Genomic DNA, 22,990 nt, shown 5'->3' on the forward strand with positions numbered 1-22,990 from the left:
CCATATGCATCAAGCTGGTCGATCGCTATTTGCAGTCGTTCTCAGCCCAGAGTCGAAGATGGCGCTTAAGGCTGCCGCCGAACGGATGTTCCTTGCGAAGCGCCCGCGCCCCGCCCTCCTTGATGTACGTGGCCGCTTGGGTACACAGCGTATCGCGCGTCCACTTGTGGCAGGTACTGCAGGACCTGTTCTTCCAAGCCGCGTCGGGCAGCCCATCGATCGGCGGGAAAAGCGGCGAAAGCTCGATTATTTCCAGGATCGTCTTACCGACGATCTCTGACGGGCCCTCAGTCAGGGGTTGGTTGAAAAACATTGGGTCCAACCGTGGTTGCGCAGAGGCCGGTTCTAACAACCCCTCAGGAGCAGGCGTAGCCGCCACTCGCGAGGTTGCCGCCTGGGTTTCCTTGCCCTCCAGTCCGGCGATCTCAATCCGCACCAATTCCTTGAACGTGCCATCGGGATAAGCGTCGAGATAGGACTGATAGTCTTCCTTCAGGCCCGACACTCGCGCCTTTTCCAGCATCTGCACTTCAGTCTCGGCAGGGGCCGTCGACACGAAGGGCGCATCTGGCTCCGGGGTTGCAGCGACTGGCTGCGCCGGCTTTCCCCCTTTTAGCTCCAGCTCCAGCACATCCGATAGCATCGCCCGCGCCTCGTCTTGGTAAAGCCCGCGTGGATAGGATCGCAGAAACAACATGATCTGAACTGGGTCTCGGCTTTTGGCTACCGAATTCCACAACTGCTGTTCGGCCATTTCCTCTGCCGACAATTGCTTGCCCGGGCGGAACACGAACTCGCGGGTCAGCGATGACGTATCCCAAGGCGTCTGCACGCCGCCAGTCTGGGCGATGACCTTCACCCGCACATCCTTGAACACACGCTCGATAGGTGCGCCCTCGATCTGGATCGCCTCTGCCAGCGCATAGCTGAAGGGGCTATTCTGGCCCGTGCCGTCCATCGCAACCCTACCCGGTGCTGTGGCATAAGCAAGATACGTCCCTGTCGGGGCCTTCATCTCGGCCAGGCCATTATCGTCCAGATCCCGGATGTTCTCGAACGGATTGTTTCGACAAGCATCTAGGATCACAATGTTGGTCCGGTTACGTGCCGATGCCATCTGCCGCAGCACGCTCGAGGCATCCATCGCCACAAGGTCCAGATCCGCTGCATCGGTCAGGCCAGCATCCACTGGCAACAGGTAGTTCGTCCCAAAACTCTGTACCCCGTGACCTGCATAGTAGAATAGGCCCACGGTCTCGGGTCCTCCATCGCGCAAAGCCCGCCCGAAGTCCGCAATTGCCCGACGCATGTCAATCTGCGTCGCGTCTTGCAGCAACGTCACGCTGAAGCCAGCATCGCGGATGGACTGTGTAATCAGTTGCGCATCATTGATCGCATTATCGAGCGGCGACACGTGCATATAAGTGCTGTTGCCGATGACCAGCGCAATCCGTTCCTGCGGTAGAGAATTCTGCGCCTGTCCAACAGTCGCACCGAACAGTGAAACTGTCACGATCAGCACCCAAAGCCGTATCATAAATCCATTCCTTCGCTAGGCTCTCCACCACCTTAAAGCAAACGCTCGACATGGCAATCGGTCCCCACAGGCTGACACAAGAGTGTTGCTTTTGATCAGCCTTGGCGCGATAGTTTGGTCATCTCCACTTCCAAGGAGCTTTTTATGCTGTATTTTAGACGCTTCTCGTTCGCGGTGCTTCTATCCACGTTATTTTCTATTAGCGCGGCTGCACAGCAGGCAACGTTCGGCGACGGGTGGTTGCTCGAAGGCGACGCATCCTCTTTGCAATTTCAGTCGATCAAGAACGGCTCAGCAATCGAAACCTCTTCCTTCGCCACGATGACAGGCACAATCGACCCCAACGGGAACGCGTCTCTGAAGGTTCTGCTCGACAGCGTCGATACCAAAGTCGATTTGCGCAACGTGCGCATGCGTTTTTTGTTCTTTGAGACGTTTCAGTACCCCGAGGCGACAGTGACGGCGCGGATCGACCCCACACTTATCGCTGACCTGCCGCAGGTGAAGCGCAAGACCGTCACACTACCGTTCACACTAGCGCTGCACGGCGTCACCAAGTCGCTTGAGGCAAAGCTCGTCCTGACCCTAGTGGGAGACGATCTCGTTGCTGTTTCGACGGAGGAACCCGTGCCGCTGGCGGTGGCCGATTTCAACCTCACCGAAGGGCTGCAAAAACTTGAAGAAGCCGCAAATGTCACCATTGTGCCCTCGACGACAGTCAGCTTTGATCTCATCTTCAGCAAGGCCACCGGGAGCGAAGGTGCGGTTACCACAGGGGAAATTATCACGCCGACCGACAAGCCCGCCGCCGCCGCCCTAGAGGCCGAGGGCGATTTCTCGCTCGAGGCGTGCGTAGGCCGGTTCGATATCCTGTCGCGTACCGGCAACATCTACTTCAAGCCCGCTTCGGCCCAACTCGACGGGGCATCGGGCCCGCTGCTCGACGCGGTGGCACAGATCGTGACCCGCTGCCCGGATCTTACTATTCAGATCGCTGGACATACCGACAGCTTCGGCAGCGCTGCCGCTAACCAAACTCTGTCGGAACGCCGCGCACAATCCGTGGTTGACTATCTGGCGACCCGCGACGTCAGCCCTTCGCGACTGATTGCCTTGGGCTATGGCGAGACACGGCCGGTGGCGGACAACTCTACCGAACAGGGCCGCCGTGAAAATCGCCGCATCGAATTCTCTATATCCGACTGAGATGCGTATCACACGTCGAACACAGGCTCCGTGGGGGCCACAACATATGCGAGGATGCCGCCATGGGAATGTCGACCGAAAACCTTGATGAAATGCAGGCACTGCTGAAGAAGGCGCGTCAAAAGGATCTAGCTTTCGGCCTGTGCCTCGGCAAAAAACCAGAAGACAACGTGTTCTTCCTCGACCTTAAGAAATCTGGCGAGGTCATGATGCGCAAGGCCAAGGCCGAGGGCGAAACCGGCAAGGTTACATACGGCACCGTGGGGGTGAAAGGCAAGATCGCGACGCTAATGGTCGAAGGCAATATGCTTCCAGGCCTTGCCAAGAACATGAAGATGTTCATGACCAAGAGCGGCATCAAGATGAAGGTGGTCATCACCGACCCGAACGGTCAGGTGCTTGAATCCGAAGGCGACGAGGACGAAGACGACAACGAGGCGGCCACAGACGCCAATTCGGCGGACGAGAACACCGACGACATTCAAAACCGTGACGCGTCGGCCGACGACGGAAATGACGGCAGTAATGACGACAACGATCCCGCCGCCGGACAATGGGGCCAAGTCGCTGCGGCACTCGCACCGCTGGCCGCAAAGTTCGAGGGGTCCTCCGACCCGCGGGCCGCACAGATCGTCAAGGTTTGGGCCGGGGCCGAAGCCGCCGCTGGAAACGGCGATTACAAATCCGCCATGGGCGTCGCTGCCAAGCTCAAACCGCTGCTTGTTGCTGGACCTGCAGAGGGCAACGAGGCAAAGACCCCTGGCGACACCAACTCCGACGGTAATACCCCCGATGCAGACAGCCCCGACCGCAAGAAGTGGGAGGCTGTCCAAAGCCCGTTGGAGGTGCTTTATACAAAGGCACTCGGCAACAACCCGGCCAACCGCAGCAAGCTGGAAGCGGCGTGGGGCATGGCCTCGGAGAAAGCCGAAGCCGGTGATTACACCGCCGCACTGGCCATCGCCGCCAAGCTCAAGCCGCATCTGGAAGAAGCCGCCGCGGCCGCAGCAAGTGGCCAGCAGGATGAAGTACCCAAAGACGTGGTTCCGTTCCAGAAATCCCGTGTGCTTTGGGTAAACACCCGCCGAAAGATGCTGACCGAGATCGAGAAACTGGAACAAGCCATAATCGATGTGTGTGCAAACGATCCCGAACTGGCCCCGGTCGCCGACGAGGCACGTGGCCTGAACAAGCGACTTCAGGTCTTCGACGGCGAACTCGAAGATTTGCTCGACCAGATCACCAACACGCCCGAAGGACCCGACCGAACCAAGCTCAAGGGCGATGCTAATGCCAAGATCCGCGAATTCCAAGCGGCTCTACAGGATGACTTCTTCAAGGACGTGGATGCAGACAACGGATTTGTAAACGTCGCCGTAACCGCCACAGCGACCCAATCGTTGCAAGCCATCGCGAACGTACTCGCCAGGTAATCCCGGACCGTCACGGTCAGCAACCTTTGACACGGAACTCTGAACCATGCCCTTTTCCGATCTTTCCCCCGCAAGCCAGAAATTTCTCAAGAAACATTTCAAGTCGGGCGGCCTGTTCCGTTCAGGCACCTCCCAGGCCGAAAAGGATGATATGGCCGACACGCTGATCGCCTTCCAGACCGAACGCGCCCGCCTTGCGCAACGCATCCAGGCGATTCCGCCCTTCGTGGACGGTGGCGTTCTGACGTCCGACATCCAGCGCGTCACCGACATGGTCGAGAAGGACAAGAAAAACTTCAACGCCGCCCAAGCAACGAAGATCCTCGGCGCGCTCGACCTCAAGATCACCAACACTTCCGATACTTGGATCGCAAAGCAGAAGGCTGAGGCCAAGACCGCGCTTGACATCAGCAAGACCTACCACGGCGTTGCGCTCAAGCTTCCTACCCACGAAGCGCGCTTTCTAACCATCGACAGCGACGCCGGCAAAACTCCACCTGACTATGCCGCGATAAAGGCCTCACGCGATTTCATCGTTAACGGGCGCGCAGATCTCAAGGTGATCTCCGACAATTACAAGAGCGATTACGATGCCGTCACTAAGATGATCAAAGATGATTGCACCGACCGACTACCGAGCATCACCGATCCCGTTGTTTCGGAAGAACGGTCGGCGATCCTGACCAAGATCGCGCTGGCAAAGCAAAAACTCGAGGAACACAGCGCCTGGCTCGCCGCGCGCCTGTCATCCACCATCTATCACGAGATCACCGGAGCCGTGAAAATCATCCAACAAAAGAACGACTACGCCGTGGTCAAGCAGACCGCAATGGCCGAGTTCAAGAAGCTGACAACGGCCCTCAACCCCGGTGCCGACGCCGAGTATCCGCTGATCAATGCCGACATTGATCTGGCTGCGGAGGAGGAAGCCAGACGCGATTACTACAACGCCACGCTGATCATGAAATCGATGCCTGATCGCATCAAAACCCTGCTTAACCTGTGCAACGCTTATGAGGAATTCGAGGCGGCCCTGATCCCGGCCAATACGGCAATCGAACAACTGAAAAAACATCACCTCGCCGAATACGTGCAGGCTGATATCAGGGCGATTGAGGCCTTCCGCGACGCCTGCATCAATCAGGCAAGCGAGTTAAAATACGGCGCCGCCACCTCACGCCTCGAAATGGTACCGCAGCGCTGCACCGACGCGGTGACCGAGGCGGAAAAGGCCGCGCCTTTTGCTGCGCTGCTCAAGGATGCCCCGAAAGGCGATCTGTCAAAGCTGCTAAAGGACGTCCAATCCAGCCATAAGGCGCTTGTCGATCACAAACGCGCTGCGCAGATCGACGAACCGATCAAGACCCTGGCAAATTCGATCGAAACTGCCGAGACCGCAATCAAAAATGGTGACGAATCGAACGCCCGCGCGGCCCTCAGCCGGGCGGCCGATACCGCTACCTTCGCTTACCGGCTTGCCCAGAACGTCGATCAGATCTACTCCCGCGCCGATGCTTTGGACGAACGTGTGTCCGGGCTTGAGGCCACACACGAACAGGCTGGCTACATCAAGGACCGGCTCGCCGCCGTAACGAAACTGGCCGAGGATGCCCGCAAGGCCGCGCTCGCAGATGACGAAACGGCACTCGCACACCTAATCGATGGCGAAACCAAGGTAGATATCGCCCGCAAACTGGCCGACGCCGAAGATGCTTTCCGCATCCGCCTCACGGACACTCAAAAGGCCGCGACTGAGCTAGCCAAGACCAATTACCCCGACAAGGCCAAAACCGAGCCAAAGATTAACGAGCACCTGACAAAGGCGCAGGAGCATTCGGTCAAGTTCGACCAGATCAAGGCCAACGGATCGCTCTCTGCCGCCGACGCGCTGCTCGCGGTCGCGAAACTGGCGACCTTGGCAGACACCAACGGCGACCTGAGTGAGGCGGACATCCGCGCCCTGATTGCCCTGCCGGACGGTCAGCGGCAGCTCGACGCAATGGTGGCCAGCCTGCCCGACAACGCCTCGCAAAAGGTCATGTCCACCTTGCTGTCGGTACGCTTCAACATGGACGTGAAGCTGTTCACCAGCGAGGCGACACGCACCGAGGACGGCACAGGGGCCAAGACCGGTCCGGCACTCGATGCCCCAGTTCCGAACCTCAAGGCCTATTACGAGATGCTCGCCTCGGTTCCCGAGACAAACACCAAGCTCAACCCCAGCCTCGCCCGCTTTGACCGGATCGAGGACGAAAGCGGCTCCTATTACGAGCCCTCCAACGGCGCCGTAGTTATGGCCTGCTTCAACCATTTCAATCTGGACGGCAACGCCTTGGGCGACCCCGGCCAACTCGACGCCATCGACGACGAATGCAAACCCGTGCCGGATACCGAAGTGCCCAATCCAACCTACGGCAAATGGACAACGCTTCATGAAATCGGCCATGCAGTTGATGATCGCAAGGGCTTCATGCGCTCGAAGGGCGCGGGTGCGGAATTCGGCGGCTGGCGCGAACATGGTGGCGATACCTCGCAGATCAGTGTCGAAGTCGCGGACGAGTTCGATTTCGATGCGCATTTTGTCGAACGCAAGATGGCGGGCGGCAATCCTGACCTGCCGCCGCCGCCCGACGGCGTCACGCAAGGTGAATGGGAAACGCGACGGGACAATTTCCTCGACTGGCTGGGCGCCGTGCGCACCACCACGGACATCTGGGACAGTGCCACCAATTCCAACGCCCGCCATATGTCGAAGACCGGCCGGATGATCCATGAGGCCTATCCCAACCATTGGGTCTCCTACGATCTGTCGGCGCGCCGCAAGGGCATTACGGGCTACCAGTTCCGCGCTCCCGGTGAATGGTTCTCGGAACTATACGCAGCGTATCACACCAAGAAACTCAAGCCCTCCCACCCGGCACAGACGTGGCTCAGCAAGCTTTGAACGCCCCTGCCTTCGCAGCCAAACGAAAGGACCCTACGGATGTCCCTATTTACAGTTGAACAAGCCCCTTGCCCGAACTGCGGCACCATCGCCGAGATGGAGATATTTTCCAGTGTCAACGGCGACCGCCGCGTCGACCTAACCGAGGCGATCCTCACAGGCACGATCCAGTCGCACACCTGCAAGAAATGCGAGACCGCATTCCGGGTTGAACCGTCAATCAACTATCTCTCAGTCGGCGAGGGGCTGTGGATGATGGCCCGCCCCCTGTCTGCCATGGCCCATTGGAAGGAAGAGGAAGAGGCCGCCAACACCGCCTTTGAGGACGCATATGGATCGGGCGCGCCCGACGCTGCGAAGGAGATAGGCGAACTACTCACCGTGCGTCTCAGCTTTGGCTGGCCCGCCTTCCGCGAAAAAGTTCTGATAGCGCAGCACGGGCTGCGGGATGTATCGGTCGAGTTGATGAAGCTTGCGATCCTGCGCAACCGTCCCGCCAATCCCCTGGCACCGGGCGTCGAACTGCGGCTCGTAAACCTTCACGGCGACCAGTTGGAAATGGCCTGGATCGACGCCATTTCCAATACGCCGTTGGATTTGTTCACGGCCCAAAGATCGCTTTATGACGAGGTCGACGGCGGTGAAGCTTGGGCAAAACTGGCCGCCGAACTCTCGGCGGGCAGCTTTGTCGACATCCAGCGTCTCACCATCGTGCCGAAGCCAATGGAACCAGCGAGATGAAGCGGTAAATCGGGGGCAAAAAACTAGTAAGCGTGTCTGAGCAGGCAGACGGACTTTTAGTCCTATGAGTAGACCATGATAGCGGGGACAGAGGCGAGTTCGACCAAACGAACTTCGACCGTATGAATTAAGCGGCACCAGACTGCGGCTTGGCACCAGTATTCTTAACAAAGTTGGCGGCGGGCGGCCTATGAGTGTCACATATCCGGATACGGTGCGCTCGGAGCTTTCGCTGGCAACCTGTTCTTAATCTATGGGGTGTCGCTCACTCCAGTCGCAGAAAAATGCCTAGAGGAGCGGTCTCAGTTCACCAGCACATCCACATTGAACCCGCCATCACGCCAGCGGTGCAGCGCTGCGGTGAAACTCGGCCCCGGCAGACCGTCGACTGCTGCGGCGTAAAAGCCAGCAGCCTTCAGACGGCTCTGCACTGCGCGGATCGTGTCGTCGGACCATTGGTCCGTCGCTTCGGTCAACTGCGCAAGCAACGCACCCCGGTCTGATGCAACACCACGCAACAGTAAGTTCGCCGCCTCGTCCGGGTCCTTCTGCACCCCGCGCCCCTCATCAAGAAGAATCGCCGCGGCACGGTAACCCTCAGTCTCACCTTCATCTGCGGCACGCCGGAAATATTTCAGCGCTTCGCCGGGCGCATCGACCACGCCGTCCTGAGCCAGAACGCCAAGGTTGAAAACCGCCTTGGGTGATCCGCTCTTTGCTGCCGCGCGCAGTAGCTCGATTGCCCGTTCCTCGTCCTTTGGTGCCATCTGCCCTTCGAAAAGAATGATCGCCAAGTTTATCATGGCATCTGGGCTGCCGCCCTCCGCCGCACGCTGGTACAACGCCAGCGCCGCTTCTGGATCCTGGGGCAAACCATTGCCGGATTCCGTAAGTTGTGCCAGACTCACCATGGCGCGCAGATCGCCCCGGTCCGCCGCACTCTTATACAAGGTCACTGCCCGCTCAATATCGCCCGAGGCCGCGACAGCACGAGCATAAAGCGCGGTATAATGCGGCAACTCGGGAAACTGCGCCGAAGCCGCTGCGCAAGCCTGGATAGCGGTCAGAGCGCTCTGCTGCAACCGATCGAAAGGCATCCCGGAGTGCACTGCCGTTGCGTCGCGCGGATGGGTTGCCAGCCGTTCGCAGACACCACCCGGCGTGCTGTCCTCCTGCGGAGGAATCAGCGTGAGCAAGCGCTGCGCCTCGGCGACGTCGGCACCGTTCGGATACCGGTCGAGGTAATACTCAAGCAACGGCCGCATCCGGCTGCGCCGCGCCAGCTGCCACAGCCTGTCCGCCTCTGCCTCAGCGTTGCGAATGCCTAGCGTCCGTGTCTGTGTACCGGTTTGCAAAAACGCCAGCACATCGTCCACATGCGCGCCCTGCGGATAGCGTTCGGCGTAAAGCTGCATCAGGTTAGGATCCTGCTCGCTCGCCGCGACCTGCCAGAGCATCGTTTCCTCCGACGCAGTCACGGGGCTGTTGTCGAACCGGAAAGACTGGGTCAGCGATGAGTTTTCCCACGGAATCTGCCGCCCGCCAGTGGCAGACAGTACGTCGCGCCGGACCGAAATCATCAGATCCTGAATGTCCTGCCCAGGCGTATAGATATGGCTCAGCACCGCCTCAGTAAAGAAACTGTTCCGCCCGGTCCCGTCATAGGCCACGTTGTCGGGCTGAGTGGCATAGACGAACATGAAATCCGCCGCCGTGCTGACCCGTGCCAAGCCGCTTTCGACGCGCAGCTCGACACCGAACGGATTGTCGCGGCAAGCGTCGAGGAACACCAGCTTCAGACCATCGGATTTCTGCATCGCCGTCAGGACATCGGTCAGCGCCACGGTCTGTTCACCCAGATCGTCGACCGATTGCAAATCGGCATCGACCGGCACGAGGTAATTCTGCCCGCTGACCTGAAAGCCATGCCCGGCGTAATAGAACAGCACCACATCCGCCGTCGCGGCGCGTTCGGCAAAAATAGCCGTGCCCTCACGCATCTCTTCCATATTAGTGTCGGACCCGAGGATCACGTCGAACCCCAGCCCCTCCAGCGCCACGGACACATCCAGCGCATCGTTGATTGGATTGTCGAGCGGGCTGACATTGGCATAGGCGGAGTTGCCAACCACAAAAGCCAGACGCGTCTCGGCCAGTCCATCCGTCGCAGTCAGCACCAAGATCAAGACAACCCAAAATCCGCGCAGCACTTTTCAGGGACTCCCTTTTTACAGGCCGACGGCCCGGCTCATCTTGATGCCGACATTGTCCATCGCACTCGCCACCCGCGTGACCGTTGCCCGCTGCACCGTCGCCAGTTCGGGATCCTCAACGCGCACTAGCGCGATCGACTTGCGGATCTCCGTTGCGGCATCTGCAAGTGCATCGCGCGCTTCGCTCACGGCGTCGCGGCGGATCGCCTCGCGCTCGGCATCCGTGGTCGCACCCGCCAGCCGCTGCTGCGCCCGCACCCGCGCCTGATCGACCCGGACCCGTGCATCCTGCACAATCCGCGCGACGTTTTGCATGCCGGGCGGCAGGTCGCTCGAAATCGCATCCAGCTCATTCGCGAATTCATTGAGTGAGTCAGACATGCAGGCCAAGTACCGGCTGACATCGCCACTGCTCTGCCCGCAGGAATCTGCCGCAATCTCCAACGACTCAGAAAGCGCGTCTACCTTCTCGAACGTAGCCTCGGCGGCCCCTAGCAGAGCGGCACCCCCGATGTCCGTCCCACCAGGCCCGTCGTTACCACCAGTTCCAAAGTCGCCGCCGATCGTGTCGCCCGGGTTCGGCAGCGGAAATCCGACAAACACGGGTGGCACGGGCACGTCGTTCACCACCGCGGGCGTCACGGTAAGCGCACCCTCTTGTAGCGTCACGTCGTAATTTTCTAGGCCGTTGCCCTCCACGGCCGAAATCTCGATCGGGAACGGGCTGTCCGCCACGACTGCCGACGTCGCCGCGCCCTCACTGTTCAGCTCCGCAAAATCGACACTGTCGCCCTCAACCGCAAGTCCGATGACGGTGAATTCCGTTCCCTCGAATGTCAGCAATGTCCCAAACACTTTAACCGCATCATTGGCGGTGATTGTTAGGGGTGCGGGCTGTACCGTCAGCGCGCCGCTCTCAAACGTTATATCGTAGTTGTCAATGCCCTCGCCCACCGCGTCACTGATTGCAATGGAATATGGGGAGCCGCCGTTCACTGCCGCCTGCTGCGCTGCACCATCACTGCTCAGTGTCGCAGTCTCTACCATGTCGTCAAAGAAGAGCTGCCCGCCGACGGTGAACTCCGTCCCGTCGAACGCCAGCAATGTGCCATAGGTCTTGACCGCGTCATTGGCGGTGATCGTCAGGGGCGCGGGATCGACCGTAAGCGCGCCCGCCTCAAACGTGATGTCATAGTTGTCAAGGCCCTCGCCCACCGCATCACTGATCGCGATGGCATAGGGGATGCCGCCGTTCACTGCCGCCTCCCCAGCCGCGCCATCACTGGTCAGTGTCGCAGACTCTACCGTGTCGTCAAAGAAGAGCTGCCCGCCGACAGTGAACTCCGTCCCGTCGAACGCCAGCAGCGTGCCATAGGTCTTATTCGCGTCATTGGCGGTGACAGTCAGGGGCGCCGGATCGACCGTAAGCGCGCCGCTCTCAAACGTGATGTCATAGTTGTCAAGGCCCGCGCCCACCGCATCACTGATCGCGATGGCATAGGGAGTGCCGCCGTTCACTGCCGCCTCTCCAGCCGCGCCATCACTGGTCAGTGTCGCAGTCTCGACCGCGTCGTCAAAGAAGAGCTGCCCGCCGACGGTGAACTCCGTCCCGTCGAATTCCAGCAGCGTGCCATAGGTCTTGTCCGCATCATTGGCGGTGATCGTCAGGGGCGCAGGATCGACCGTAAGCGCGCCGTCCTCAAACGTGATGTCGTAATTGGCAATACCCTCGCCCACCGCATCACTGATCGCGATGGCATAGGGGGTGCCGCCGTTCACGGCCGCCTCTCCAGCCGCGCCATCACTGGTCAATGCCGCAGAATCCACAGTGTCGTCAAAGAAGAGCTGCCCGCCGACAGTGAACTCCGTCCCGTCGAACGCCAGCAGCGTGCCATAGGTCTTATTCGCGTCATTGGCGGTGACAGTCAGGGGCGCCGGATCGACCGTAAGCGCGCCGCTCTCAAACGTGATGTCATAGTTGTCAAGGCCCGCGCCCACCGCATCACTGATCGCGATGGCATAGGGAGTGCCGCCGTTCACTGCCGCCTCTCCAGCCGCGCCATCACTGGTCAGTGTCGCAGTCTCGACCGCGTCGTCAAAGAAGAGCTGCCCGCCGACGGTGAACTCCGTCCCGTCGAATTCCAGCAGCGTGCCATAGGTCTTGTCCGCATCATTGGCGGTGATCGTCAGGGGCGCAGGATCGACCGTAAGCGCGCCGTCCTCAAACGTGATGTCGTAATTGGCAATACCCTCGCCCACCGCATCACTGATCGCGATGGCATAGGGGGTGCCGCCGTTCACGGCCGCCTCTCCAGCCGCGCCATCACTGGTCAATGCCGCAGAATCCACAGTGTCGTCAAAGAAGAGCTGCCCGCCGACAGTGAACTCCGTCCCGTCGAACGCCAGCAGCGTGCCATAGGTCTTATTCGCGTCATTGGCGGTGACAGTCAGGGGCGCCGGATCGACCGTAAGCGCGCCGCTCTCAAACGTGATGTCATAGTTGTCAAGGCCCGCGCCCACCGCATCACTGATCGCGATGGCATAGGGAGTGCCGCCGTTCACTGCCGCCTCTCCAGCCGCGCCATCACTGGTCAGTGTCGCAGTCTCGACCGCGTCGTCAAAGAAGAGCTGCCCGCCGACGGTGAACTCCGTCCCGTCGAATTCCAGCAGCGTGCCATAGGTCTTGTCCGCATCATTGGCGGTGATCGTCAGGGGCGCAGGATCGACCGTAAGCGCGCCGTCCTCAAACGTGATGTCGTAATTGGCAATACCCTCGCCCACCGCATCACTGATCGCGATGGCATAGGGGGTGCCGCCGTTCACGGCCGCCTCTCCAGCCGCGCCATCACTGGTCAATGCCGCAGAATCCACAGTGTCGTCAAAGAAGAGCTGCCCGCCGACAGTGAACTCCGTCCCGTCGAACGCCAGCAGCGTGCCATAGGTCTTGGCCACATCATTGGCAGTAATCGTCAGGGGCGCGGGGGTGATCTCGGCGTCGCCCAACCTGTCCACAACACGGTAAATGACCCCCAAATCCGATGTGACACTGGCGGTATCGAGCATGAAGGTCGTGGTGCCTACGTTCTCGTCGGCAAAGGTCAGCGGCGCACTCGCTTGATCGGCGTCCAGTGTATCCGCTGGATCGTCGAACACATAAAGGTCAGGCCCGCCATTGATCGTGCCGGAGGATACTGCAGTCGTCGTGCTGCCATAGGTCAGCGTCAGCGGGTCTGGCGTCACCAAGATCACGGGGCTAGTGGTGTAGTTGACCGGATAAAACCCGGTATCCCCCGGTGCCCAGACATTCGCGAAATCCCATCCCTGCACTTCACCCAGTGAAATAAACGTTTCGGTGTCTTGGAATTGCGCCGTGCTCAGGCCGGTTCCGGCCGCAGAAGTGGCAAGGCCTGAAGTCTGGATATCCCAGAAGTTCGTGTCGGCGCTGGAAAATCCGCTTTGATCAGTCGCGGCAAACCCGCCGACCGTAGCAATAGCATCACCGGTGACGGTCACCGTTCCAGTCGAATAGCTGCGGAAGATATCGCCGTTGATCTCACCGACGAAACCGCCTGCATAGACTTCGGACATTGCCGTTCCGCTCGTCACTGTGACGTTGCCCCGTGCGTAGCTATCGTTGATCGTCCCACCGAAGTTGGAATTTTCCACGCCAGCGAATCCGCCTACATAAAATTCCGCTCCATCAAATTCGTCGGTGACGGTCACATTCCCCAAGGCATGTGACCGGTTGATTGTGCCAAAATTGTTGTGCCCGACAAAACCTCCGGCAAAGACTTGGCCTCCGAACGCCTCGGACCCGTCTGCCGTGACCGCCACATCCGCGATACTGTCCTCAATCAGACCAAAATTTTCCCCAACCAGACCGCCAACCGCTTCGCCGGTGCCTGACGATGTCCCGCTTGCACGCACATTGCGGATCGTGCCCTCGTTGAAGGCTGCGAGCAAACCGCCCGATGAACCGATCATGGTGAAGCCTTCTAGCGTCAGGTTTTCCACGACGGAATCGGTGGACAGGAAGCTGAACAGCCCGTAAGGGGCCAGCCCCTCGCCACTGTCAGGCGCGCTGAAGACGTTCGATATGCTAAAGCCTCGGCCGTCCAGGTCGAACGTGCCATCGGAAAGGAAGAGCGGGCTGAAACCCTCGGTCCAGGTTGCGGTGCTGCTGCCGTCAATGTCATTGGCCAGCGCCACAAAACCATTGCTGATCCCGTTCGGGACAAGACCCTGAAAGCCGTAGATATCCGCCACGAGAAACGGATCGCCCAAGACCCCCGTTCCGCCAACGAACCGTGAAAAGGATGCACCGAAGTTGATGGCGAAATCATCGGCCGAGAAGGCGGGAAGTGTCGCGGTGTTCTGTGTCCAGACACCCGAAACCAGGGTGAAGGACCCGACATTGATCGCGCCTCCCGCCCCGGTGGCGATCTGGTTCACCGCGTCAAGCCGCAACCCACCGGACGCGCCGTTGATCGCGCCGTTCAGTGCGATATTGCCTCCCGTCCCGCTGGTCGTCCCATCGTCATCCGCGATCAAGGTCAGCGTCGTCGCCGCAGTCCAGTCGACATCGGCGTTGACCGTGATATCGCCCGAGCCTGTGCCGGACCCACTCGTATTCAGTATCACATCTCCGAACGCAAGGTTGGCCTCCAGCATGTTTTCGCCGCCGGCACCCGGATCAACCACGATATCCGTGGGGTCCAGCAGTAGCATGCCCCACTTGCCCAAGGGTGCCCTCTGATCCGCTAGCCCAGTATAGTTCAGGGTCAGCTTGCTCGAGACTTCGACAAAACCGCCATCGCCACCCTGCGCGCCACCCCGTGCCGAAAGGGCGCCCGCAAATTGTGTGTACTCGTCGGACCAAAGCACGATCTGGCCACCGTCGCCCCGCTCCAATGCGTCCGCGTTGATCACGGTCTGCGCATCGCCCGAAACAGTCCCTGCACGGGGCAAAGTCCCCTGCCCCGCGAAATCGCCACCAATCCGGATAGAGCCACCGCCCCCCGCGCCACTCGCGTCGATCTGCGCACCATCCAATGCAATCTTAGCGCCCGTGATCGTGATGTCCCCACCGCGCGCCCGTGGACGCAAGGATTGCGTGACAGCAACGTCTGCGGATACCGGCCGCGACCGCGTCGATACCTTGCCCGTGACACGAACCGACCCGCCATCTCCGCCTCCCAGCGTGATCGTCCCGCCGCGCACGGAAACCGAGCTTGCCTCGGCGACCCCCGATAGGTTGATCGCATTGCGCGCCGCATTGCGCGCCGTCGCTGCGCGCATCTCGACGAGACCACCCGTAGCACTGACCGTGCCCGAATTGTCGATCAAAGCCTCTCCGTCGTCCTCGCCCTCCGATGGAAGCGCGACCTGCAAGAACTGATCGCCTGACACATCCAGAACCACACGTTCTCCCGAGGCAAAGCCGATGCGCCCGAAAGGCACGGTCACAATACCGCTGTTGCGCACCTTTCCGCCAAGCAACGCCGCATAGCCGCCGCGCCCGATGCTGACCCGGCCAGCATTCTCGACCGTCGCCGAACTGCCGGTGCCCCGATATTGCAGCCGCCCCGCATTGAAATCACCGTCACTGATACCCAGCGTCGATGCCGCGAAACTGCCTGCGTCTACTGTCCCAGTCGGTCCGATGAAAATGCCGTTTGGATTGACGAGATGCACCTGTCCGTTCGCGGTCAGCCGTCCGTGAATCTCCGAAGTGGTGCTCCCCGTGACCCGATTCAGCATTGCCGCATTGCTTGAAGGCTGCCGAATGTCCACATGGGCGCCTGCCCCAATTGAGAAACTGTCCCAGTTCACCACCGCCCGGTCAGAACCTTGCGTGATCGTCATTGTTCCGGCACTCGGCGTATTGATGCTCACTGTACCGCTTGCCACCTGCCCGCCTTGCGGCAAAGCCGCCTGTTGCGCCGTCGCCCCGACCGGAAGACAAATGCAGGCTGCGACCGACGCCTGCAACAACCGCCGGTAGTCGGCCCGCAAATCAGAACCGGAAATTGCCGGAAATAGTGAATCGGTTGTCATCTGACGACCCATCGTCTGTCTCCCTTCTGCCCAGTTCAACGCGCAAGCTGCTTGACCGGAAGTTTGAATCAGTTTGTGCAAAAAAATCGATACCAATACCGTAGGCGAACGCCTCTGTGCGCTCTTGTTCAGCTGCCGAGGGGTTCTCCAAATATACCGCGCCATAGCTCAGGAACGTATAAGGGCTGAGCAAAACCGGCACTGTCGCCAGCGTCACCCTTGTTTGCGTCGACAGCTCCGAGCGGACGACAAACCCACTATCTCCTCTTAGCACGCCCGAATCGAACGCTGACAATTCCTGTGCACCGACGATGCTGATTTGCTCCGACGTCACGAGCGGGTCAACGAAGGACGTCTGGAACCGCCCTGTCACCGACAGTGCAAGGGGAAAGCTGGCCGCAAGCGCTCGCCGATGCGAGAACGATCCCGCTAGTTTGGTGAAATCAGCATCTGCGCCGGCGCGCGACAATGGCACCCCCTCCGCGGCCGCCTCTGCGGCTGTGCGTGCCCCAAACGCGTCGAGGCCTTGGCTCAGGATTAATCCCGCTTCCGTCACGGAATCGTCTTTATGAAAATAAGACACACTCCCGCCAAACCGCAGCACCGAGATCTCGTCGCGGTAAATCGGCACCCGCGCGCCCCCAGCCCCAATCAGGTCCTGCTTGTCGCTCTGAAGATCCAGGGCCACCTGTCCGGTGACGTTCAACTGCCGCGACCGGACGAACGGATAGCTCAGCCGCACTGATTGCCGATCGAAAGAGGACCGCGTCGGAACCACATCATCGTCCGGCTTGGTGTCGCTCGAGGTCAACTCAACATTCAATGTCAGCCCGGAGAACCCCAGTGGCACAACGGCCCCGACAGCAAGAATTCGGCTGCGCGGATCGTCACTGAAATAATCCTGAGGCGCGCCCGAGGCCCGAAAGTAGAAGGTCTCTCCAAACTTCAGCGGAGAGTTGACTTCCATGCCGAGATTGAACGCCACACGTCCCAACCCGACGTCGGTCGGGTTACCGAAGCCGGCAAAGCCGGTCACCTTGCGATATTCAGGATCAAGCGCGATCACGGCGCTGCCGGGCTCATCACCCGCCCCAAGAGCCGATTTGAGGGCGATGCCCGGCACATCGCCCGCCAGGAGCAATTGCCGCTCCAGTTCCCCGCGGGTCAGGCCCTCCTTGTTGACTATCGGCGCAGTGAGGCCTTCAATCCGCGACCGCGCGTTGGCTGGCACGTTGCTGGTGTCGACCCGCTCGATAAAACCGTTTACGATCTCTACCCGCAACACCCCGCCATCACGCAGGCTTTGCTGTGGCAACACGACACGGGTCAGCACGAAACCTGCGTCGGCATAAGCTTCCTCAAGCGCCGCTGTCGCGTCGAACAGTTCTGACACCGGAACCCTGCCAGAGGTCAATCGCGCCTTGAAGGCGTTGTTCTGTGCGGCAAGCTGCGGCAGAGCATTGCGCAGATCTACACCTGACAAGGTGATGCCGATCTCATCGGAACCCGGTGGTGCCTGCGTACCAGTTCGGCCAGTAAAGACAACGGCACCGTTCAAGCGCTGCAACTCGGGCTGTAAGGTCGGCGGTGTAATCTCGCTCGCTGTTTGCGCGTGTCCGGCACCAACTGCCGAAAAAACGCCGATGGCTACAGAGGCAACCCATTGGCCGATACCGCGACGCCAGTGACGGTCCGCGAAATTTACGTGTCTCACGTTCTGCTACCTCACGTCTGCCGCTCTGGCCATTAAGGTACAGGAAGCGCGCATTATTGCACGTAAAACCTAGAACGCTACTGCAATCTGACCAAGAAAAGTCTCGAGTGTGACACAGCGTATTGGCGCCACCACCTGATTAAACCTGCACAGAGCTAACCTAAATTAGCGGACTCTCAGGAGAGCAGGTCAAATCTCAGCGAGGCCGTAGATTTCTCATCGACCTTGCTCGCTGATCATAAGGCAAAAGCTTTCAAAGAACCTAGGGTTGCGCGAAATACATACCATTACCGCCTTAGTTTCGCCCGGTTCTTAGAACATTCTGATAGATGACGCTGCCGCGTATCGTATTGCATCGTCTCGTATCGCATCGCATCTCAAACTGGTCTCTTGTTCAAGGGAATAAGATGAAAATTCTAGCAGTAGATGACGACCCGATCATCTTGGAGCTTCTGACCGAAGTGCTCCGCGCCGCTGGCTTTGGTAACCTGACGGTATGCAATTCTGCGGCCGAAGCATTAGCCGAGATCGATCGAGTCAATGTCCCGTTCGATTGCTTCCTCCTTGATATCCAGATGCCAGAGGTCGATGGGATTGAACTAACGACGCAAATTCGCCGGATCGATGAATATCGCAACAGCCCGATACTGATGATCACCGCGATGTCCGACCGCACCTACATAGACAGAGCGTTTAATGCAGGTGCCAGCGATTACATAACCAAGCCGTTCGACGTGTTGGAAATCCACTCCAGATTGCGGCTTATCCAATCTCTTCTCTCAGAGTACCGTAGTCTCGAGGAACGCAATCCCACTCCTCAATTGAATTCGCCAGCGTCAACAGTTACTGCGGCAGACCTTGAGAAACGGCTCTCCCTGCGTGGGATTGACGGTTTCATTGACTTCCTAGCGTTGGAAAACTACCTCTTACAGATTTCACGTGTCTCTTTATACGACATGATCGCTTTTGGCATTGTGGTGCCTGATATGGCCCGGGCGTTTCGCGCAAGCAGTGTGTTTGAATTTGAAGCAGCGGTAAGTGACTTTGCTGAAGCTATCTCAGAATGCTTGAAACCGGATCTATTCTTTGCAAGCCATGCTGGAGAGGGTCGTTTTGTTTGCGTGCTCACCAATGCCTCCAACTTCGCTCCAGATGCATTCGAAACGCGACTTAGCCGAACTGTCCGAGAAATGGACCTTCATTTCTGCGATGGTCGGGCGATCTCGCAGACGCCAGTTGTTGGGGAAAGTATTTCGCTCGAGCTCACGGCTTCGCGGGACATATCAGACGCACTTTTTCAAGCACTGCGGTCCGCAGAGGCACGGGCGCTATGTCCAGTTCCACAGGAACGCGCTCCGTCCAGCAAACTCAAGCGTCTGCTCGGCATTGGTTGAATTAAGCTCTAGGAATAAAACATGATCCAACAGGACATCTCGATCCGGCTTGAAAAGGTTAGGACGCATTTTCTTAACGAGTTGGAAAAACAGTATCGCGATGTGGAAATGCTTCGCGATCAATTGGATCAGGTAGCCGATCACTCTCAGACCTGCCGCGAGATCGGGCGAATTTGCCACAAGATCGCTGGAACTGCAGCCACCCTTGGATTTCCAGATCTTGGGCATGTCGCAGCTGAGATTGATGATTTTGTCGCCTCACTTAGCACAAGCTGGTCAGAAGCGACTTCTGAAATGCGCGAACACGCAGACCACTTGTTGGTTTTAATGTTTCTTGTTCTCAACGACGAATCCATGTTTGCATGAACTCATAGCCGCTCACGAATATCGAAGCGATAAATAATGGCCAAATGATTGATTGAGCCCGTTTCTGCAAACGTTGCCTGAAAGTATCTGGTCAAGTATCAGACTTTTTAACCCACGCGCTTGGACGGGTATAAGTTGATCTTGTCCCCTGGGCGCTGATCGAGTCGCGCAAGAGCAGCTTTCATAGCTCTCTTGAAATTTAGCTTTTGCGTCTTGCTCAAGCTAATCGGATGGCCAGAAACTATATCATCAGGCATTAAATCGAGATCCCATTTCCGAGGATAATTGTCTTTCAGCGTCATATATATAGATAACTGCGCTTCGTCGGGCGCGAACCCACCATCGCTACTCATCGCGCATAGCATGGTCCCATTCCCAACATGAGAAAGAAATGTACCTTCAGCACCAAACGTGCTTTTCAGCGCGCATATAAACGCTTCGAGAAATTCCAAGAAATCAGCTGCGTCCATACTTGCAAAGATCCTGTCTATACTCTGGATCCTGACGGCAAAGAGATACGTGTCGCACACTTCAGTTTCAGCGACTTGTTCGAGGTAATTCTTGAATACCGATAAGGGTAAGAGCCCTTCGAGCTTGATTTGCATAGCTCCTGATGCAATGAACGCGTCATTCTTCTTTACTTGCTTGGCGGACAAGACCGGCGGCGTATAACCCAACACGTTTCTCACGGCAGTGTAGCTATCCAAGGCAGCCTGCCGCTCTTGGACAAGACGTTCCGCGACATTGATCCGAGTTAGCACCTCGAATGCATCAAAGGGTTTTTTGATGTAGTCAGTGGCACCGTTCGCGAAAGCCTGCGAGATCGACGCGTGGTCTCTGCGCCTGGTAATCATTATGATAGGCGCGCTATGGTATGCCGCAAGGCTTCTAATTTCTCTGCATAAGTCTATTCCACTTAGCTCCGGCATCTCGATATCCAAGAGGATGCAGTCGAAAGGAATTTCTTCTTTTTGAAGAGTTTCCAGCGCGTCCAACGCAGAAGGCTTCAAGGTTACGTCGTGGTCTCGCTCGCTTTGAAGACAATCGCGCAGCAAGTTCAGCGACACAAGATCATCGTCTACTGCTATGATTTTCATGTGACGCCTCGCCTCTACATACTCTCATCAAATTCTCTATGCCCTCCACAATGCGCGGTCATATCGATCGGGCACATCACGCACCTTTAGGTAGTATTCTGAAAATTTGTTCGAATTGTGGAGAAACGTTCAAACCAGCGAGCAAACCAGCGAGAAGTCGCCCAACAGGTCGTGCTGACATGAGACAGGCGGTGACCTGCTCAATCATGCATTGCTCATCATGTAAGTTCACAGTTTTGCCAATTTTACGCCAAACGATCACCGCAAACTCAAAATTTTGGTTTGCATTCAAAGAAGCGTTTTCTCAGCCGCCGAAGTAATCATAAGGCCATTCGCCAATAAAATGCCACGATCGTGTTTTATTAAACCTTAGTGGAATAAGGGATCTGACCTACCTATGGCGAGCTTCGACAATGCGAACTCTTCTTGTTGATGACGACGTAGTCTTTGCAAAGCTGGTAGTGACGAAACTCGCTGAGCTTGGCCTACGCGATGTTACAGTAGCTCACAGCGCTGAGGAGGCGCTGTCTCTGCTTGACCAACGGTCGTCACCTTTTGATTGCTTTCTGTTGGATATCGTTCTGGGTCATTCTGACGGCATTGATCTTTGTAATATTTTGCGCATGCGAGCCGACAGCAAACTGGCGCCAATCATTATGGTAACCTCGCAGCGTGATAGCACCCTCATGTCGCGCGCGTTCAGCGCGGGTGCAACCGACTTTTTGCGTAAACCCCTTGATCACAACGAACTGGTGGGGCGCATCAAGACTGCGATGTTGCTCGTTGAATTCATCAACAGAACGAAAGCCCCAATAGGCGGTTCTGAGATGCCTCCGCGCCGCAACTATCTCTTGCATGACAGTACCCCAATAAAACCCGTCTGGTTTCCCAACATAAAGGGGATGGTAGAGTTCTCCTGCCTCCAGAAAAGATTGTCTGAACTGCGCTCTCGCGATGAAACGCCGAATCTATACCGCGTTCAGATCAAAGATTTTGGGACGCTTCTTAGTCAGGCCGATTATACGGAGTTGAAGCGACATCTGCACCAAGTAAGCAGCCTTCTCTCTGAGGAGGCGAGTGGAGACCAGATCCTTTTTTCTTACCTCGGTAGAGGACGATTTATTATATGCTTGAGCAACCACAGCTCAGGGCACGCCGGCAAGACCGCAGAGAACATGCAAAATCGAGTCAACCTTGGACTGTCTCAAGCTCAATCGGCTGGATCAAAGGCGCTGAAACTGAGGATTTCGAACATTTCCAGACCGCGTCCAGCGTCCTCGAATACGACAACACACGATGTGCGGGGCGAGCATTCAATCAATCCAGATGCGCTTGCGCTTGATTTGCCGCGCGTCGATGACATTGAAGAGAGAATTTTTGAGAAAGCCCTCGCTAAGAAAGGACGGTAAGGTGTGTCCTCACAAACTGAATGGGCCCAGCGCACTGAAATTTCCTACCTGCTCACGTCAGTCAAGTATAACTGCTTGCTCAAAGAACAGACAAAGTATCGGTCCATTCAAGAAACATGGAAGAGATGTATGAATTGATGCCTTCGGGTGGCGGCATTCACGAGATCAATTTAGTGTCCTGATGGAGATAAGTAATTGAAAATTAAATATTTACCATGCAATCTGTTTTCAGGTTTAGCTGAAGATGGTTATATTCTGAGGACGATGTAATGAGAGAGTTGCGGCGGATACTTCATGTAGATGATGACGAAGACATTCGAACCATAGCCGACATTGCGCTGAAATTAATTGGTCAATTTGACCTTCTGCAATGTGCTTCTGGCAAACAGGCGACTGAAGAAGCGGAAGCGTTTGGCCCAGACCTTTTCCTTTTGGATTACATGATGCCAGACATGGATGGCAAAGAGACGCTTCGTGAGCTACGTAGCCTGCCCGGCTTAAGTGAGGTGCCCGTCGTCTTCATGACGGCGAGGGTTAACGGAGACTTTTCAAACAGCCTTCGCCGCAATGGTGCTTTGGCTGTCATAGCGAAGCCCTTCGATCCGGTAGACCTTGCCAATCACATACATGCGCTCTGGCTGGCTCACACTGGTTCAGAATCGGAGTACGTTAGGCTGGGTGAGGTGCCCCTAGTTTCCTAGACGCCCGTTTCCTTCAGTTTCTTCTGTCTGATCTCGAAGTCGACACGCGACAGCATGCCATTGTTCGTGTGCTTGCGTTTCAGGTTGTGGAACATCTCGATGTATTCGATGACCTAGTGGGATGAACTGCCTTCCCACCAAACCGTCGCTATTGTTGTGGGCATGGGTGGAAAAGAGG

Annotated in this window: 13 protein-coding genes; 8 read left to right on the forward strand and 5 right to left on the reverse strand. The window is 57.6% G+C overall.

The features are described 5' to 3' along the window. Positions 1-25: 25 nt before the first annotated feature. Positions 26-1,522: a caspase family protein gene (locus VR71_RS20620; RefSeq protein ID WP_296430679.1), complete on the reverse strand. Its 1,497-nt coding sequence runs from the start codon at positions 1,520-1,522 to the stop codon at positions 26-28. 159 nt (positions 1,523-1,681) lie between these two features. Here VR71_RS20620 and VR71_RS20625 point away from each other — a divergent pair, with 159 nt between their 5' ends. The 4 genes from VR71_RS20625 to VR71_RS20640 all read left to right on the forward strand — a co-directional run bounded on the left by VR71_RS20625 (position 1,682) and on the right by VR71_RS20640 (position 7,861). After that, on the forward strand, positions 1,682-2,743 hold the full coding sequence (locus VR71_RS20625; RefSeq protein ID WP_045686374.1) for an OmpA family protein: 1,062 nt from the start codon (positions 1,682-1,684) through the stop codon (positions 2,741-2,743). Positions 2,744-2,805: 62 nt separating this feature from the next. Further along, positions 2,806-4,176 (forward strand): hypothetical protein, encoded by a 1,371-nt coding sequence (locus VR71_RS20630; RefSeq protein WP_296430681.1) that lies wholly within the window; start codon positions 2,806-2,808, stop codon positions 4,174-4,176. A gap of 46 nt (positions 4,177-4,222) precedes the next feature. Beyond that, complete coding sequence (locus tag VR71_RS20635) at positions 4,223-7,120, forward strand: hypothetical protein (protein WP_045686376.1); 2,898 nt, start codon at positions 4,223-4,225, stop codon at positions 7,118-7,120. A gap of 39 nt (positions 7,121-7,159) precedes the next feature. Beyond that, positions 7,160-7,861: a CpXC domain-containing protein gene (locus VR71_RS20640; protein ID WP_045686377.1), complete on the forward strand. Its 702-nt coding sequence runs from the start codon at positions 7,160-7,162 to the stop codon at positions 7,859-7,861. Between the two features lie 302 nt (positions 7,862-8,163). On the opposite strand, the gene VR71_RS20645 is transcribed toward VR71_RS20640, so the two are convergent. The 3 genes from VR71_RS20645 to VR71_RS20655 are packed head-to-tail and all read right to left on the reverse strand — an operon-like array spanning position 8,164 to position 17,698. Then, complete coding sequence (locus tag VR71_RS20645; RefSeq protein WP_045686378.1) at positions 8,164-10,071, reverse strand: caspase family protein; 1,908 nt, start codon at positions 10,069-10,071, stop codon at positions 8,164-8,166. A gap of 18 nt (positions 10,072-10,089) precedes the next feature. Continuing rightward, positions 10,090-16,131 (reverse strand): MBG domain-containing protein, encoded by a 6,042-nt coding sequence (locus tag VR71_RS20650; protein ID WP_296430683.1) that lies wholly within the window; start codon positions 16,129-16,131, stop codon positions 10,090-10,092. Beyond that, on the reverse strand, positions 16,091-17,698 hold the full coding sequence (locus tag VR71_RS20655; protein WP_296430723.1) for a ShlB/FhaC/HecB family hemolysin secretion/activation protein: 1,608 nt from the start codon (positions 17,696-17,698) through the stop codon (positions 16,091-16,093). Before VR71_RS20655 ends, VR71_RS20650 begins: the two co-directional genes overlap by 41 nt. 554 nt (positions 17,699-18,252) lie before the next feature. On the opposite strand from VR71_RS20655, the gene VR71_RS20660 reads away from it, so the two are divergent. Further along, the gene (locus tag VR71_RS20660) at positions 18,253-19,239 is read left to right on the forward strand and encodes a response regulator (protein WP_045686379.1); all 987 of its coding nucleotides are present in this window, start codon (positions 18,253-18,255) and stop codon (positions 19,237-19,239) included. Between the two features lie 21 nt (positions 19,240-19,260). Beyond that, positions 19,261-19,605 (forward strand): Hpt domain-containing protein, encoded by a 345-nt coding sequence (locus tag VR71_RS20665; protein WP_009815981.1) that lies wholly within the window; start codon positions 19,261-19,263, stop codon positions 19,603-19,605. A 107-nt stretch (positions 19,606-19,712) separates the two neighbouring features. Here the strand turns inward: VR71_RS20665 and VR71_RS25320 are convergent, their stop codons facing one another. Further along, positions 19,713-20,702, reverse strand: coding sequence for a response regulator (locus VR71_RS25320; protein ID WP_296430685.1), 990 nt, complete (start codon positions 20,700-20,702; stop codon positions 19,713-19,715). 413 nt (positions 20,703-21,115) lie between these two features. Here VR71_RS25320 and VR71_RS25325 point away from each other — a divergent pair, with 413 nt between their 5' ends. Next, positions 21,116-22,111 carry a response regulator gene (locus VR71_RS25325; RefSeq protein WP_296430687.1) on the forward strand — a complete coding sequence of 332 codons (996 nt, stop codon included), beginning with the start codon at positions 21,116-21,118 and terminating at the stop codon, positions 22,109-22,111. A gap of 269 nt (positions 22,112-22,380) precedes the next feature. Next, complete coding sequence (locus tag VR71_RS20680) at positions 22,381-22,812, forward strand: response regulator (RefSeq protein WP_009815984.1); 432 nt, start codon at positions 22,381-22,383, stop codon at positions 22,810-22,812. The last annotated feature ends 178 nt before the right edge of the window (positions 22,813-22,990 follow it).

This window comes from Roseovarius sp. BRH_c41 (assembly GCF_000961715.1).
Lineage (GTDB): Bacteria > Pseudomonadota > Alphaproteobacteria > Rhodobacterales > Rhodobacteraceae > Roseovarius.